The following is a 16,320-nucleotide window of genomic DNA, read 5'->3' on the forward strand; positions in this document are numbered from 1 at the left end:
ATGGCTAAGATGAATATGCTACAGGCCATCAACGACGCCCTCGACACGGCCATGGCGGCCAATGACCGGGTGCTCTGCTTCGGTGAGGATGTGGGTGTTTTCGGTGGCGTGTTCCGAGCCACCAGCAACCTGCAACAGAAGTACGGCAAATCCCGCTGTTTCAACACGCCACTGGTCGAACAGGGCATCATCGGCTTTGCCAATGGCCTCGCGGCCCAGGGTTCAGTGCCGGTCGCGGAGATCCAGTTTGCCGATTACATCTTTCCCGCCTTTGACCAGATCGTGAACGAGTCGGCCAAGTTCCGTTACCGCTCCGGCAACCTGTTCGATGTCGGTCGGTTAACCATTCGCGCGCCCTACGGCGGCGGCATTGCCGGCGGGCTCTACCACTCGCAGTCACCGGAAGCCTATTTTGCCCACACACCGGGGCTGAAGATCGTGGTGCCACGCAATCCGCACCAGGCCAAAGGCTTGCTGCTGGGCGCCATCCACGACCCGAACCCAACGTTGTTCTTTGAGCCCAAACGACTGTATCGCGCGTCCGTTGGCGACGTACCGGAAGGCGATTACCAGTTGCCGCTGGGCGAGGCTGAAATCCTCAAGGAAGGCACCGATGTGACCTTGCTGGGCTGGGGTGCGCAAATGGAAGTGATCGAACAGGCAGTCGAAATGGCTGAAAAAGATGGCATTTCCTGCGAAATAATCGATCTTCGCACCATTCTGCCCTGGGACGCGGACACCGTTGCCAGCTCCGTCTTCAAGACCGGCCGGCTGGTGGTCACACACGAAGCGCCGCTGACCGGCGGGTTTGCCGGCGAAATCGCCGCCACCATACAGGAGCGTTGCTTTCTGTACCTGGAATCCCCCATCGCCCGGGTGACTGGCCTGGATACCCCTTTCCCGCTGGTGCTGGAAAAGGAACATCTACCCAATCATCTGAAAGTGTATGACGCCATCAAAGCCAGCGTCGATTTCTAGGTCGATATCAGGACAGGAGAACAACTATGAGTGATTTTATTCTGCCCGATATCGGCGAAGGTATCGTGGAGTGCGAGTTGGTGAAGTGGCTGGTCAGCGAGGGCGACCTGATCGAGGAAGACCAGCCGGTAGCGGAGGTCATGACCGACAAGGCACTGGTGGAAATTCCGGCGCCCTATAAAGGCCGGGTTACCCGCCTCTACCACCGGGAAGGCGACATCGCCAAGGTGCACGCGCCGCTGTTTGCGCTGGTGGACGAGAGCGGCAAGGCGCACGACAACAGTGACAAAAACCCTACGGATGCAGCAACGCCCCGGTCGCCCGTGCCCGACACCGGCCCTCAAACCGAGGCGGTCGTGACCGGCGACAACGTCACCGAGGATTTCATTTTGCCGGATATCGGCGAAGGCATTGTCGAATGTGAGGTGGTGGAGTGGCGTGTCGCGGAGGGCGACGACATTGAGGAAGACCAGCCGGTGGTCGATGTCATGACCGACAAGGCCGTGGTTGAGATCACCGCGCCCAAGGCCGGCCGGGTCTCCCGCTTGTACTGCAAGAAGCAGGAGATTGCCCGGGTGCACGCACCGCTGTTTGCGTTTGTGCCCCGTGACCGCGAGACCCCAGCCGACACGGGTTCCCAGGCCGAGGTGGCTTCACAGGCGCCCTCCGCCCCGGCACCGGACCGGCCACCAGCCCCGGCCAAATCGACCGGCGGCAATCGACAACGCATCCCGGCCAGTCCGGCGGTCAGGCGGCTGGTGCGGGAACACAACCTGCAGTTGGCCGACATTGCCGGGTCAGGCAAGGATGGCCGGGTGCTGAAAGCCGACATCCTGGCTCACCTGGATCAGCCTGCAAAAGCCACCACGGCTGAACCCAGGGCCGAGGGGCAGGCTCAGGCCAGACCCCGTCGCGGCACAGCCGACCAGGAGGTGCGGGTCGAGCCGATCAAGGGCATGCAGGCGGTGATGGCGAAACGCATGGTGGCGTCGGCAACCACCATCCCGCACTTTATTTACAGCGAGGACATCGATGTCACCGCCCTGCAGGCTCTGCGACAGCAGCTGAAACCCGAAGCCGAGGCACGGGGTTCGCGACTGACGCTGATGCCGTTCATCATGAAAGCGATGGCGCTGGCGGTGAAAGACTTCCCGATCCTGAACAGCCAGGTCAACGAGGCGGTCACCGAGATCCGCTACCAGCCCCAATGCAACATCGGCATGGCGGTGGACAGCAAGGCAGGCCTGATCGTGCCCAACGTCAAAGATGTCGGACAACTGACCCTGCTGGAAATCGCCGATGAAGTTGCACGCCTGACCTCGGCCGCCCGTGAGGGCCGGGTGAATCAGGCCGACCTCAAGGGTGGCACCATCACCATCTCGAACATTGGCGCGCTCGGTGGCACCTACGCGGCACCGATCATCAATGCCCCCGAGGTGGCCATTGTGGCACTGGGCCGCACCCAACGCCTGCCACGCTTCGACGCCAGTGGCCAGGTGGTGGAAAAAGCGATCATGACGGTCAGCTGGGCGGGCGATCATCGCATTATTGATGGCGGCACCATTGCGCGCTTCTGCAACTGCTGGAAAGGCTACCTGGAATCACCGCAGTCGATGCTGCTGCATTTGGGTTAAGCTTTCACCATGGCGCAACCAAACCAGTCCCAGCTACAGCAGTTTTACATCCCGGAAGAGCAGTCGATTTACCTGCTCAGTCACGACGATGCCAAGAAGCTCAAGGACTGGGTGGCGCTGTGCGCCACCCAACTCCGGCAGTTGGGTTACCAGGACATCGAGATGATCGGCAAGGGCGCATACGGCTTCGTCTTCGCCGGCCGGCTGGAACTGGAAGGCGTCCGTGATCTTGAGCATGTGTTCAAGTTCACTCGCGTCAACCTGCCACAACACCTGCAGGACCGCCTCGAGGATGAGGCCTTCATCTTGCAACAGGTCGAGCACCCCCGGGTGCCGCGCCTGATTTCCTATCAGCGGGCCCGCAATCAGCCGATTCTGGTGATGGAGCGGGCCGCCGGTATTAACCTGGAAGAAGTCTCACTACAGGAGGGGCGCTTGCCGCCCAGGCTGGTGGTGCGCATCGCCGACCAGTTGGCGGACATCCTGCGCAACCTGCGACGCGAGGCTGGGCCGGCGGGACGGCCCATCGTGCACGGCGATATCAAGCCCTCGAACCTGGTGTTTGATGCCGAGCACGAAACCATTGCGCTGATCGACTGGGGCTCGTCGGTGTTTGCACAGCTGGATGAAAACCAGCAGTTCGTTACCGCAAACGTCATGGAGCTGATGTCGGACAACCTGCAGCAGACCAACGCCCGACTGGGCGACGTCTATTTCATTGGCGACGAGCAGTTGTACGGCGGCCTGTCGTCGCCACGGTTTGACGAACAGGGCGCGGCCGGCACCCTCTATGCCCTGGCCTCGGGGCAGTCGTGCCGGTTCGGCCACCGGGCCATTCCGGCCACGTCACTGGGGCTGCCGATGGAATTTGCCCGGATGCTGGACGCCATGCTTGACCCCGACCCGATCAAACGCCAACGGGCCGGAGACTATTATCTGAAAGAAATGCCACGCATCGCCCGCACGGTGATGGTCGACCTGCCCGAACCTGCGGTGGCGCCGCTGGTGCCGGTCTGGGTGCGGCCGTCACCGCGCGAGATCGACACCGTGGTGTACAGCTCACGCAAATCGTTCCTGCGCCAGGAAGGCGCGCCGGAAACCCTCAATGACGTCAACGACGTCCAGCTTGACCGTTACTACAAGAACTTCATGCAGGGCATGGGCGAAACCGAGAAGGCGTTCCTGGCGTCGGTGAGCCGGCTCGGACGCTACCCGGTGGAAGGTGGCCTGGCGGTGCGCTGGGAGACCGATGGCGTCTACGTGGACACCTCGCTGAACCTCTACGACCCCAGCCTCAAGACCGCCTTTGTGACGGCGGTGAACAACATGGTCAACCTGGCGCAGGCGATTTACCGTCAAGGCATTTTCAAAAGCTGCCTGTTTAATGCCCGCGACACCCTCCACATTGACCGCGAAGGCCCGGACCAGCCGTTCATACTGGCGCCGGAGATGCGCCTGCCTTACCAGGTGAGCGCGGCACCGGAGGTGGAAGACCGCTCACGGGTGCATTCCTATTTTGAAGACGGCCCGGACCCGGAAGAGTTTCTGGTGCTGCCCAAGGCCATCATCACTGCACTGGAAGCCCTGAACACCATTCACCACACCGGCATGATCATCTTCGAGGCACTGCCCCGCCACCTCAAGATTCACAGCCACTACCGCCTGCTGGACCCGGACCGGGAAGAGGAGTTCTGCCGTCGCCTCGACGAGATCCTCGCCGCGGTCGGGCACATCGAGGGCCTCGGGGTTTCCGGTTTCATGAAGATGCCGTACAAGGACACCCGGTTCTTCCCCCACATCGAGCATTTGCCTGAGCGTTATTATCCCCGCAACCCCAGGCAGGATGACACCACCCGCTGACTTCTGGCAGGCCTGCGCCAGACCACTGCGGTGATCGCACTGTCCCTTGCCGAAGCCGGTCGGCCAGCAACACCTGAACCCGGATTCAAAGCACCTTGCGCGGGTTGCACCCAATCCCGCTTTTAACTCCGATGCGTGGCGCTGTAATGCCTGAAAACGGGCAGATCACCGATGAACACCGATGAACACCGATGCCTATACCGCAACAATAAACTTGTGATTTCCATCTGCATCATCCTGAGCATCTATGGCGGCGGCTTTGCCACTGTACCGTCGTACCTGGCGGACAACTTCGGCACTGAAATGGTTGGCGCTATCCATGGCCGCCTGTTAGCCGCCTGGTCCGCTGCCGGCCTGGTGGGTCCGGTGATTATTTCACGGTTTCGTCAAGTTCAGGTCAAAGGCGCCACTCAAGGGCTCAGCGATAGGGAACAACCTTCAGGCGCGCCGGACTGGCGCCCGATGATCGTCGGCCAACAGCTCCGCAAAGGTGCAGATCTCGCCACACCGGTCCGGCGCATAACCGGGCAGCTTGTCGATGGCATCGATGAACTCGGCCGACCGCATCAGGTCCAGCAACGGGTGCAGTTTGTCTTGTCTCAGCAGGTCCTGGTGACAGACCAGCAGGTAGTGTTCGGTGGCAAGGTTGATAAAGTCGAGGCCAAATTGTCGGGCGGCCGCTTCCACACCGAAACCGGTGTCCGCCATACCGGCGGCAACATAGGCGGCGACGGCGGTATGGGTGAACTCCTCGCGTTCGGCGCCGTGGATCTGGCCTTCTGAGATGCCACGATCCTTGAGCAGCAGGTTAAACAAAATCCGGGTGCCGGAATGACGGTCGCGGTTGATAAAACGAGTCTCCGGCAGGGTCAGATCTTTCAGACCCGCGACGGTGGATTGGCTGTTGTGACGAATCATCAGGCCCTGTTCGCGGGTGACGAAGCGAATCACCCTGAGATCGTGTGATTCCAGCTGGCGGCGGTACAGATCCATGACCTGCGCGGCCAACCGGGGGCAGTCAGGCAGATGAAAACTGGCCAGGTCACAGTCACCACGGCCAAGCGCATTGAGGGCGTCTTCCGGGTTGCAGTACTGCAGATTCAGGTCCACCCGGTCAGAAAAATCGGGCAACAGCGCCACGGCGTAACCGTGGCTGGCATGCAAACGAAGTATCGGGTGCGACCCGGCAAACAGCTGCTGGAGTTGATTGCTCAGCTCCAAGGCCATGCTGTCGATCTGGGGGCCGAGTCGGGCCTTCACCCGCTGCTCCGACCAGAGCAGCTTGTCGCCCAGGGGCGACAAGCGGGTCCCGTGGCCTTTGCGCATCAGGACCAGGGGCATGCCAAAAAAATCGGCGCCGCGGTTGAGCAAATTCCAGGCGTGGCGATAGGAAATGCCCGCCGCATTGGCGGCAGTGGTGAGCTTGCCGGACTCGCTGATGCTTTTGAGCAGCCGGAACAGCACCGGATCAAAAAGTTCACCGTCGTCCGACCGGAACACCCAGGCGGGTGAAATGCTGAGCTTCTTCTTATGCATAATGCTTCATATTTATCGGCAGTAGACGAAGTGATAGTTTCAATATAGTGGGTTTATCCCCACGGTAAAACCAGTAACAATTAAGAACGGTCATGCATATGTCTGAACGGAATAATTCATATGGTCGTGTTCAAGGTGGCGCTGCAGCGGTGGCGCACCCGAACAACCCACCGCCGTTTGAAGAATGGACTCCGGACCTGATCCGCCAGCAGGTAGAGGCGCTTAAAGGCATGCCCGGCGCCATGCTGCCCATACTGCACGCCGTCCAGGATCGCTTCGGCTACATTCCCGAAGCCGCCGTGCCGATTATTGCGGAATCGCTGCGACAGACGCGAGCCGAAGTGCACGGCATCATCAGTTTTTATCATCACTTCCGCACCCACCCGACGGGCACCCACGTGGTACACGTCTGTCGCGCAGAGGCCTGCCAGGCCATGGGTGGCCGACAACTGGAAGCGCACATCAAGGCCAGGCTGGGCATCGATTACCACCAGACCAGCCGGGACAACGAATTTACCGTGGAGCCGGTGTACTGTCTGGGCAACTGCGCCTGCGCGCCGTCGATCCGCGTCGGTGACGCCATTCATGGCCGCATGACTGCAGACAAGTTCGACCGCCTGGCCGATCAGCTGACCACCACCACCCTGGAGCTGAAATGATGCCAACGACTGTTTACGTGCCCTGTGACACCACCGCGCTGGCCATGGGCGCCGACCAGGTCGCCACCTTGATGGCGCGCGAGGCGGCCGACCGCAATCTGGACATCAACATTGTGCGCAATGGCTCGCGCGGTCTGGCGTGGCTGGAACCCATGGTCGAGGTGGACACCCCCGATGGCCGGGTCGCCTATGGCCCGGTTGAACCCGACACGGTTGCCGGGCTCGCCGATGCCGGCCTGTTTGAAGGCCTGTCATCGCATCCACTGGCACTGGGCCGGACCGACGACATTCCCTATCTGAAAAAGCAGCAGCGGCTGACTTTTTCCCGGATTGGTATCACGGCGCCGCTGTCACTGGACGACTACCGCGCCCACCAAGGATTTTCCGGCCTGGCCAAAGCACTCAAGCGGTCGCCGCAAGCCATCGTGGATGAGGTTAAAAGCTCCGGGCTGCGTGGACGCGGCGGCGCCGCTTTCCCCACCGGGATCAAGTGGCAAACTGTGCACGACGAGCCAGCAGGCCAGAAGTACGTTGTCTGCAATGCCGACGAGGGCGATTCCGGAACCTTTGCCGACCGCCTGGTGATGGAGTGCGACCCGTTTATGCTGATTGAAGGCATGACCATTGCAGGGCTGGCAGTGGGCGCCACTCAGGGCTACGTTTACCTGCGCTCGGAATACCCGGTCGCCCACCGGATCTTCAAGGCCGCGCTTGAGCGAGCCTACGACGCCGGTTATCTCGGGGACAACATTCTCGGCAGCGGCCAACGGTTTGACCTGGAAGTGCGGCTGGCGGCCGGTGCCTATATTTGCGGTGAAGAAACCGCTCTGCTCGACAGTCTTGAAGGCAAGCGCGGCATGGTGCGGGCCAAACCGCCGCTGCCCGCCATCAAGGGTTTGTTCGGCCAGCCCACCGTCGTCAATAACGTGCTGTCACTGGCGGCCATTCCCTTCATTCTCGATCAGGGTGGCAAAGCCTATGCGAATTATGGCGTGGGGCGCTCCCGGGGCACCCTGGCCCTGCAACTGGCCGGCAACATAAAACGTGGCGGGCTGGTTGAGCTGGCGTTCGGCATTACCCTGCGGGCGCTGATGGAAGACTTTGGCGGCGGCACACACTCGGGCCGACCCTTGAAGGCGGTTCAGGTAGGCGGCCCGCTGGGCGCCTACCTGCCGGAAAGTCAGTGGGACTCGCCGATGGACTATGAAGCGTTTGCCGCCTTTGGCGGCGTGGTAGGTCATGGCGGTGTGGTGATGTTCGACGACACCGTGGACATGGGCGAACAGGCCCGGTTCGCCATGGAGTTCTGCACCGTCGAATCCTGTGGCAAATGCACGCCGTGCCGAATTGGCGCCGTGCGAGGGGTTGAAGTGATTGACCGGATTCGCGCCGGTGACAACCGTGAGGCCAATCTCGAACTGCTGACCGAGCTGTGCGAGACCATGGTGGACGGTTCCCTGTGCGCCATGGGCGGCATGACGCCCTTCCCCGTGCAGAGCGTAATGAAGCATTTTCCCGATGACCTGGGTGCCTGACAGGCCGGATAACGAGGACACGCACCATGTTGAACTATTTCGACCCTGCGACCGAAGGCCTTAACCCAAACCGGGACTACGGCACCCCCGCCCAGCTATCCGAAACCCTGGTCGCGCTCAGCATTGACGGCGTCGACATCCGTGTGCCGGAAGGCACCTCGGTGCTGCGCGCCGCCGCGTTGGCCGGCATCAATATTCCCAAGCTGTGCGCCTCCGACAATCTGGAAGCCTTTGGTTCCTGCCGGTTGTGTGCGGTGGAGGTCGAGGGTCGCCGCGGCTACCCGGCGTCGTGCACCACCCCGGTCGCCGAAGGCATGACTGTGACCACCCAGAACAACAAACTGGGCAAGTTGCGTCGCAACATCATGGAACTCTATATCTCGGACCACCCCCTGGATTGTCTGACCTGCCCCGCCAACGGCAATTGCGAGCTGCAGGACGTGGCGGGGGCAGTTGGCCTGCGGGAGGTGCGCTACGGCTTTGATGGTGAAAATCACCTCGACGCCGAAACCGACGACTCGAATCCCTATTTCAGCTTCGACCCCAGCAAATGCATTGTCTGTTCACGCTGTGTCCGTGCCTGTGAAGAAGTTCAGGGTACCTTTGCGCTGACCATCGATGGCCGGGGGTTTGACTCCAAGGTGTCGGCAAGTCAGAACGAAAACTTCATGGACTCCGAATGCGTCTCCTGTGGTGCCTGTGTTCAGGCCTGCCCGACCTCCACACTGATGGAAAAGAGCGTCATCGAGGTCGGCCAACCCGAGCACAGCGTGGTGACCACCTGCGCCTATTGTGGCGTTGGCTGTTCGTTCAAGGCCGAAATGAAAGGCAATGAGCTGGTGCGCATGGTGCCCTATAAAGGCGGCGACGCGAACCACGGTCACTCCTGTGTGAAGGGCCGCTTTGCATTCGGTTACGCGACCCACAAAGACCGCATCAAAGAACCCATGATCCGGCACACCATCGACGAGCCCTGGCGTGCCGTGAGCTGGGACGAAGCCCTTGGCTTTGCCGCCAGCCGCCTGAAAGCGATTCAGGCGCAGCACGGTCGTGAGAGCATTGGCGGCATCACATCGTCTCGCTGCACCAACGAAGAAACCTACCTGGTGCAGAAGCTGATTCGGGCAGCGTTCGGCAACAACAACACCGACACCTGTGCCCGCGTCTGCCATTCGCCGACCGGTTACGGCCTCAAGACCACCATGGGCGAGTCCGCCGGCACCCAGACCTTCGATTCGGTGATGATGTCCGACACCATTCTGGTCATTGGCGCCAACCCGACGGACGCGCACCCGGTGTTTGCCTCGCAGATGCGCAAGCGTCTGCGACAAGGCGCCAAACTGATCGTGGCGGACCCCCGCTACATTGACCTGCTAAAAACACCCCACGGTGGCGAAGGCATTCACCTGCCACTGCGCCCCGGCACCAACGTGGCGCTGATCAATTCCCTGGCCCACGTCGTTGTCACTGAAGGCCTGGAAGACCAGGAGTTTATTGAGAGCCGCTGTGAACCCAAGGCCTACACTGACTGGCGCAACTTTATCAGCGAAGACCGCAATTCACCGGAAACTCTGGAAATGATCACCGGGGTGGCGGCGGCCGACGTTCGTCGGGCGGCTCGAGCCTATGCCCGAGCCGGCAATGGCGCGATCTATTACGGCCTGGGCGTGACCGAACACAGCCAGGGCTCCACCATGGTGATGGGCATTGCCAACCTGGCCATGGCGACCGGCAACATCGGTCGCGAAGGGGTGGGTGTCAACCCGCTACGGGGCCAGAACAACGTTCAGGGTTCCTGCGACATGGGGTCCTTCCCCCACGAATTGCCGGGGTACCAGCACATCGCCGACGATCTCGTCCGCGGCCGTTTTGAAGCGGTCTGGGGCGTGACGCTCGACAACGAGCCCGGCCTGCGCATTCCCAATATGTTCGATGCGGCCATTGCCGGTACCTTCAAGGCCATGTACGTGCAAGGTGAGGACATCGCCCAGTCGGACCCCAACACCCACCATGTGGAATCGGCGCTGAAGGCACTGGACTGTCTGATCGTGCAGGATATTTTCCTGAACGAAACCGCCAAGTTCGCCCACGTGCTGCTGCCGGGCTCCACCTTCCTTGAGAAAAACGGCACGTTCACCAACGCCGAGAGACGGATCAACCGGGTCCGCAAAGTGATGCCTGCGGTGGCGGGCCTGGAAGACTGGGAAGTCACCTGCGCCCTGTCCAACGCCCTGGGCTACCCGATGCATTACAACCACCCGTCTGAGATCATGGACGAGATCGCCCAACTGACCCCAACCTTTACCGGCGTCAGCTACGACAAACTGGAACAACAGGGCAGCATCCAGTGGCCCTGTAACGGCGACCACCCGGACGGCACGCCGACCATGCACACGCTGGACTTCCCGATCGGCAAAGGCCACTTCGCGATCACCGAGTACCTGGCGACCGAGGAGCGCACCAATCGCCGTTTCCCGCTGCTACTGACTACCGGGCGCATCCTGAGCCAATACAACGTCGGCGCCCAGACCCGCCGGACCGATAACCGCCAATGGCACCAGGAAGACCTGCTTGAGATCCACCCCAGCGACGCCGAATTGCGCGGCGTGCATGACGGAGACTGGGTCGGCATCTCCAGTCGCGTGGGCCAGACCGTGCTGCGGGCAAAACTCAGCGATCGCATGTTACCGGGAGTTGTGTACACGACCTTCCACCACCCCGGCAGTGGCGCCAACATCATCACCACCGAAAATTCCGACTGGGCAACCAACTGTCCGGAGTACAAAGTAACGGCAGTGCAAGCGGAGAAAGTGTCCCAGCCTTCACAGTGGCAGCAGCAATTCCGCGACTTCGACAAACGCCAGAAGGAATACCTTGAGCAGGCAGACCAAGATGCAACCACCGCGCTCAAGTGACCCGGACGCGGCGAGCGCCGACGCCCGGGAGCCACCCCCGCCGTTGACCCACACCCGTGTCGATGTACGCGGGCCGGAGCAGGGTGGCGTCAGCGCGGACGTCGTTGCCGAAGAAATTCCGGTGGCCATGGTCTACAACGGTGTTTCCCATGCGGTGATGATGGCCACTCCAGCAAACCTGGAGGACTTTGCCCTGGGGTTCAGCCTCACCGAAACTATCCTGCAGCGCCCCGGGGAACTCTTTGACCTGCAGTTGGACGTTGGCCCGGATGGCGTGTCCATTGAGATGCGCATCGCCAACGAGCGGCTGTTCCGCCTCAAAGCGCAGCGGCGCAACATGGCTGGGCGCACCGGCTGCGGCCTGTGCGGCACCGAATCCCTGGCCCATGCGATCCGCCCAGTCCCCAGGGTTGGCCCGCACCCGGTCATTCCGGACGTCGCGATTCAGCGTGCGGTGGAAGACCTCAAAGCTTACCAGCCTCTGCAGGCAGAAACCGGCGCAACCCATGCCGCCGCCTGGTGTGACGTGGATGGCCAGATTGTCGCGGTACGGGAAGACATCGGGCGTCACAATGCGCTCGACAAGCTGATTGGCCACCGGTTGCGGTCGGGTAACGATTTTGACTGTGGTTTCGCACTGATTTCCAGCCGGGCCAGCTTTGAGATGGTGCAAAAGGCGGCTGCGGTGGGCATTGGTTGCCTGGTCGCCGTCTCTGCCCCCACGGGGCTGGCCATACGCGAAGCCGGGAAAGCAGGCATCACCCTGATCGGCTTCGCCCGTCCGGGTCGCCATGTGATTTACCACGCAGGCCATCAGTCTGATGCAACAAACACTGCCCGGGAGGGCCGCCCGTGAGTGACCAGCAATTACAGAACCTGATCAACATGATTAACCAGATTGGCGCCAACAACTTACACCATGATGACGAACACGATGCGGCGGAAATGGTCGCCGGACACCTGAAGAAATTCTGGGCCCGCAGTATGAAGGCGCAGCTTATCAGCTATGCCGACAGCGACGGCGCGCAGCTATCCCCCGTCTCCAGACTTGCCGTCGAACGATTGAAGCAGAAGCGCTGAGCCAGGCCCCTGTGCTCGCACATGTGGAGCGGCCACAGGGTACTCAGCCCTGCGGTTTGTCCTGCGCCTGTTGATCCTTTTCCCGTTTGTTGTCCCGGGCGGCAAACCCCCAACCCACCGCTGCCAGCAGCATTAAACCCGTGATAATGGGAGACACCTCCCCCAGGGTCACTAACGCTGCAAATACCGAGCTGACAGACCCTACCGTGGCAAGCTTCCATGAAATATTGTTGGTCGCGGCTTTATTCTCTGATGATGCACTCATGGCTCTGTGTTCCTGTCGGATTGATCGAACAATGGATAGATGACGGATAGGCCGAACCAGTCTACCCCACCCAGAGCCGCGCCTGAAACCGGCTTTGCTTCCATAACAGCGCCACCCAGAGAGCGTGGGCGTTGACCAGCACCGCCAGCACCCACTCAAAGCCATCGTCCATGCGCTGATAGTGACCGGGGGCGATCACACTCACCAGCACCGACAGCAATCCCACGGTCAGCGTCACCAGACACAGCCCGAGCAATCGGCGGCCCGCCCTGCCCCAAACCTGATGATTCAGTAAAGCGCCGGTCAGCAGTAACTGATTGATAAACGTCAGGCTAAAATACATTGTCACACCAGTACGGCGCACCTGTGCGAAGCCCTCCCCGCCATGCCCCAGGGTCAATACATAGGCGGCCAGGGCCAGCCCGGTCACCAGCCCAAGCCACGGCACCCACGGTATTCCCCGGTTCCGGCAACCAAGCTGTTCTAACCAACGCGCATTCAGACACCAGAACATCACCCCAAGCAATGCCTCGGGTAGCATGGCGCCCTTAAAGATAAAATAAGCCGTGCCGTGCCGGCCGGTTCTGCTGATACTGGTACAGCTCTCCCAGTAGGGAATGCAGGCCGCAACATGGCCTTCAAGTATGGACACCAGAAACGTCAGATGAATGGTCAACAGAGGGATTACTGCAGTGATCAGTGCCAGCCACCAGAGCTGAACACCGCCCAGCTTTACGCTCATGATGCACCTTCCCCCACCCTCGCGGTTGGACAAACCTTTTCGTTTGCCTGTCGTGTTTGTGCCCTATTTTGCAATCAATCCAGACGCCGTAAAACCTCCGCCCTTTCCCTAGCCCACAATCGGGCTCAATCCTATCGCCAGCTCGTCCCATAACCCGTTAAATAGAATCGTAAAAGGAGGCTGGGCTTCTGTCGGAACTCTTGTCAGGACTCTGACGTCAGAAGCCTGAATGATTACGTTAAGGAGGCTCAACCATGGCACTTTTTCCCATCAAACGTCCTTCGGCCGGCGATCTTGGCCAATGGGATCCGTTTACAGAACTGTCTCGCCTGAATGAAAGAATGTCGCAAATGATGGATTTCTGGCGCAACGGTGAAAAAACAGGAACCTTGGCACGCTGGTTTCCAGCATTGGACGTCATCGAGAACGAGAAAAACCTGATTCTCAAACTGGATACCCCGGGACTCGAAAGCAAAGACATCAAGGTCGAAGTCAACGAAGGTCAGCTTACAATCAGCGGAGAAAGAAAGCAGGAGAAAGAGGAAAAGAACGAAGAGTTTACCCACATCGAACGCAGTTACGGTTCCTTTATGCGGGTATTGCCGCTGCCTGATTACGTTAATTTCGACAGCATCGATGCGGAGTGCAAGCAGGGCGTATTAACGGTCAAAATGGACAAGATTCCGGGCCGGAAAAAAGAAGTGAAATCGATCCCGGTGCATTAAAAACCGATGAATTGCCTGCGGGTGTTCGACGTATGAGCACTCGCAGTCATCTTCAACGATCATTTTTCCTTGGCGAGTCTGACAGCATTGCCCATTCCACGGCGCGCTGAATCAATTTTGCATTGTTACGCAAACCCAACTTGCTTTTTATATGCTCACGGTGAGAGTCAATGGTTTTATAGCTCAGGTAGAGCTTATCGGCGATTTCCCGGGACGAAAGGCCGTGACCAAGAAAACCAAACACTTCAAGCTCTCGATCCGACAATACGTCCTCCGGACGATCGTCGTGACCATTGGTGCTGAACTGCCGGTTCAGTATGTAGGCCGACACGGACTTGTCGAGGTAAACATCCCCATTCAACACCTCACTCAGGGCGGTAAGGACTTTGTCAGCAGCTTGCTCTTTGTTGATGTACCCGTTGGCGCCCGCGCGCAGGGCACGCTCGGCGAAAACCATGTCATCGTGCATGGAAACCACCAGCAGTTTGGCCCGACAGCCTTCATGGCGCAGTGACTTGATCAGTTGCAGGCCACTGCCCTCTGCCAAAGTCAGGTCTACAATCACCGCATCCGGCGCCAGGGATCGAACCAGCTTAAGCGCCTCTTTTGCGCCAGCGGTCTCCCCGACCACCTCAAACCGGACATCTTGATTGATCAGCGCAACCAACCCCTCACGAAACACGGGATGGTCATCTACTATCACGATCTTTGCGGTCATTTAGCCTCCTTTTCCGCAAGCACTTGCATCCTTACAATGGAAGATTGCAGCTAACAAGCGTGCCATGTGGGACATAAGCCTGCACCGATAACTCAGCGCCAATCAACTGCGCGCGATAATTCATGATGCGGATACCCTGGCCATCGATCCTGTCATTTGACGGCAATGATATACCCTTTCCATCATCAATAATCTGCAACCTCAGGTTTTGCCCGGTCTTACGCAATGCGATTACGATGTGTTGGGCGCCGGCATGTTTACGTGCGTTATGAACTGCTTCCTGGGCAATTCTCAGTAATTGTATTTCTTTTTCGCTGTCAATCACGGACTCAGCCTGGCCGGCCTCAATGTGGCAACTGCATGACACCGAATTGTCCGCTGATACCGCACGGGCCAGCGATTCCAGGGCCTCCACAAGGCCGCTGTCCGACACGTCCAGCGGCGCCAAATCAAATATAATGGTGCGCAGTTGTTTAATCGCGTGCTGCAGTCGTTGGCTGAAAGCCGAAAAAGCGCTTGCCACCGAATCGTCCTTGCCACTGTAGGTCCGCGCCTGCCCCATGGTGGACAGTGACATCGCAGCCAATTCCTGACCAAGACTGTCGTGTAACTCTCGGCTAATGCGGCTGCGTTCATTTTCAGCCACTTGCATGACTTCTCGCTGCAAGCGCTTTTTTTCGCGGGTATCGCGCAAAATGGCGGTGAACTTATTTCTGTGGTCGATTTGACTGACGCCAAGCTCGACCGGAATCCGCTCGCCACTCTGGTTTAGCACCGTCACATCGCAACGCAGGATCCTTGACTCCACCACTGCGTTGCTCAGCCGTTCATGCATGAACTGCTCCAGATTCGACATGTCCGGGTCTGACAGCAGCAGACAGATATTATGGCCCACCAGTTGGTCAAGGGAGTAACCGAGCAGCTTTTCCGCCGACCGGTTTGCCGATTCGACCAGGCCCCGACCGTCCATGGTAATGATTGGGTCGGCCACCGCATTGAGAATGGACTCCATCTCCTGCCGACTTTCCTTATACTGCTGAGCCCGCGCCTCAACCCGTTTTTCCAAGTCGCTGTTCAGCCGAGACAGCTCGTCTTCCACTGCCTTTTGGGCATCAATATCCGCCATGGACACATACCAAAAGCTTTGGTTCGAACCCGACTCGTCGCTGAGTTCGCTTTCAAGCAACACAAATCTGGCCTGGCCATCCGGTCTTCGAACCTGGATCTCACACTTTTGCCTGCGCGACGTCTGATACAGTTGGCGACGGTGCTTGTAGAGCTCGTCCTGCCAGGCAGGATGAATAAATTCGTGCAGGTCGGTGCCGATGATGTCGGATTTTTCACACTTGAGCAGGTCACACGCAGCGCGATTGCAACTCGATATCCGGCCCTCGTCGGTTAACGTCAAATACGCAACCGGCGCGCGCTCGTACAGCGTGAAATAACGGTCTCGGGCGCGCTCAAGCTCATCGTGCACCGAGCGCAGTTCTTCATTCTGGAGTTGCAGTTCGAGTTTGTGAACGCTGAGCTCGTACACGAGCGTGTGCAGATCACCGGGCTCCAGGTCTTCGAGGGCCGGATGCTGCTCTTCAAGCCGCTGTACAGCCGCCTGCCGGAGGTCATCCCAAGGCTGACTGGCTTTTATGATGTGTTTTCCCTCGTCCCCCGCCATT

At 59.6% G+C, this 16,320-nt stretch carries 14 protein-coding genes and 1 pseudogene; 10 read left to right on the forward strand and 5 right to left on the reverse strand.

Annotation, left to right across the window (positions count from 1 at the left end):
* The 4 genes and pseudogenes from GRX64_RS12315 to GRX64_RS19605 all read left to right on the forward strand — a co-directional run.
* Positions 1-978 (forward strand): alpha-ketoacid dehydrogenase subunit beta, encoded by a 978-nt coding sequence (locus GRX64_RS12315; RefSeq protein ID WP_166267619.1) that lies wholly within the window; start codon positions 1-3, stop codon positions 976-978.
* Between the two features lie 26 nt (positions 979-1,004).
* A complete protein-coding gene (locus GRX64_RS12320) occupies positions 1,005-2,612 on the forward strand; it encodes a dihydrolipoyllysine-residue acetyltransferase (protein WP_166267621.1) in 1,608 nt (535 codons plus the stop codon).
* Positions 2,613-2,621: 9 nt separating this feature from the next.
* On the forward strand, positions 2,622-4,472 hold the full coding sequence (locus GRX64_RS12325; protein WP_166267623.1) for a protein kinase domain-containing protein: 1,851 nt from the start codon (positions 2,622-2,624) through the stop codon (positions 4,470-4,472).
* Between the two features lie 216 nt (positions 4,473-4,688).
* Positions 4,689-4,871 (forward strand): annotated as a pseudogene (locus tag GRX64_RS19605) (MFS transporter); the annotation flags it as partial.
* 39 nt (positions 4,872-4,910) lie between these two features.
* Here the strand turns inward: GRX64_RS19605 and GRX64_RS12335 are convergent.
* A complete protein-coding gene (locus tag GRX64_RS12335) occupies positions 4,911-6,008 on the reverse strand; it encodes a substrate-binding domain-containing protein (RefSeq protein ID WP_166267625.1) in 1,098 nt (365 codons plus the stop codon).
* 98 nt (positions 6,009-6,106) lie between these two features.
* Here GRX64_RS12335 and GRX64_RS12340 point away from each other — a divergent pair, with 98 nt between their 5' ends.
* From GRX64_RS12340 to GRX64_RS12360, 5 genes are read left to right on the forward strand one after another with little or no spacing between them, the layout of a single operon-like run.
* Complete coding sequence (locus GRX64_RS12340; RefSeq protein ID WP_166267627.1) at positions 6,107-6,667, forward strand: formate dehydrogenase subunit gamma; 561 nt, start codon at positions 6,107-6,109, stop codon at positions 6,665-6,667.
* Entirely contained in the window at positions 6,667-8,202 is a 1,536-nt protein-coding gene (locus GRX64_RS12345) for a formate dehydrogenase beta subunit (protein ID WP_166267855.1), read from the forward strand. The genes GRX64_RS12340 and GRX64_RS12345 overlap by 1 nt, the downstream gene beginning before the upstream one ends.
* A gap of 26 nt (positions 8,203-8,228) precedes the next feature.
* Complete coding sequence (gene fdhF, locus GRX64_RS12350; protein ID WP_166267629.1) at positions 8,229-11,117, forward strand: formate dehydrogenase subunit alpha; 2,889 nt, start codon at positions 8,229-8,231, stop codon at positions 11,115-11,117.
* Positions 11,077-11,973 (forward strand): formate dehydrogenase accessory sulfurtransferase FdhD, encoded by an 897-nt coding sequence (gene fdhD, locus GRX64_RS12355; RefSeq protein ID WP_235937659.1) that lies wholly within the window; start codon positions 11,077-11,079, stop codon positions 11,971-11,973. The genes fdhF and fdhD overlap by 41 nt, the downstream gene beginning before the upstream one ends.
* Positions 11,970-12,197 (forward strand): formate dehydrogenase subunit delta, encoded by a 228-nt coding sequence (locus GRX64_RS12360; RefSeq protein ID WP_166267631.1) that lies wholly within the window; start codon positions 11,970-11,972, stop codon positions 12,195-12,197. Before fdhD ends, GRX64_RS12360 begins: the two co-directional genes overlap by 4 nt.
* 43 nt (positions 12,198-12,240) lie before the next feature.
* Here GRX64_RS12360 and GRX64_RS12365 read toward each other — a convergent pair whose 3' ends face one another.
* On the reverse strand, positions 12,241-12,462 hold the full coding sequence (locus GRX64_RS12365; RefSeq protein ID WP_166267633.1) for an ABC transporter permease: 222 nt from the start codon (positions 12,460-12,462) through the stop codon (positions 12,241-12,243).
* A 61-nt stretch (positions 12,463-12,523) separates the two neighbouring features.
* Complete coding sequence (locus GRX64_RS12370) at positions 12,524-13,204, reverse strand: hypothetical protein (RefSeq protein ID WP_166267635.1); 681 nt, start codon at positions 13,202-13,204, stop codon at positions 12,524-12,526.
* Positions 13,205-13,458: 254 nt separating this feature from the next.
* Between GRX64_RS12370 and GRX64_RS12375 the strand changes: the two genes are divergently transcribed.
* Entirely contained in the window at positions 13,459-13,929 is a 471-nt protein-coding gene (locus GRX64_RS12375; RefSeq protein WP_166267637.1) for an Hsp20/alpha crystallin family protein, read from the forward strand.
* A 52-nt stretch (positions 13,930-13,981) separates the two neighbouring features.
* Here the strand turns inward: GRX64_RS12375 and GRX64_RS12380 are convergent, their stop codons facing one another.
* Complete coding sequence (locus GRX64_RS12380) at positions 13,982-14,647, reverse strand: response regulator transcription factor (RefSeq protein ID WP_166267639.1); 666 nt, start codon at positions 14,645-14,647, stop codon at positions 13,982-13,984.
* 31 nt (positions 14,648-14,678) lie between these two features.
* Entirely contained in the window at positions 14,679-16,319 is a 1,641-nt protein-coding gene (locus GRX64_RS12385; RefSeq protein WP_166267641.1) for a PAS domain-containing sensor histidine kinase, read from the reverse strand.
* Position 16,320: the final 1 nt, after the last annotated feature.

It is taken from the genome of Marinobacter caseinilyticus, from assembly GCF_011074955.1.
Taxonomy (GTDB): Bacteria; Pseudomonadota; Gammaproteobacteria; order Pseudomonadales; family Oleiphilaceae; genus Marinobacter; species Marinobacter caseinilyticus.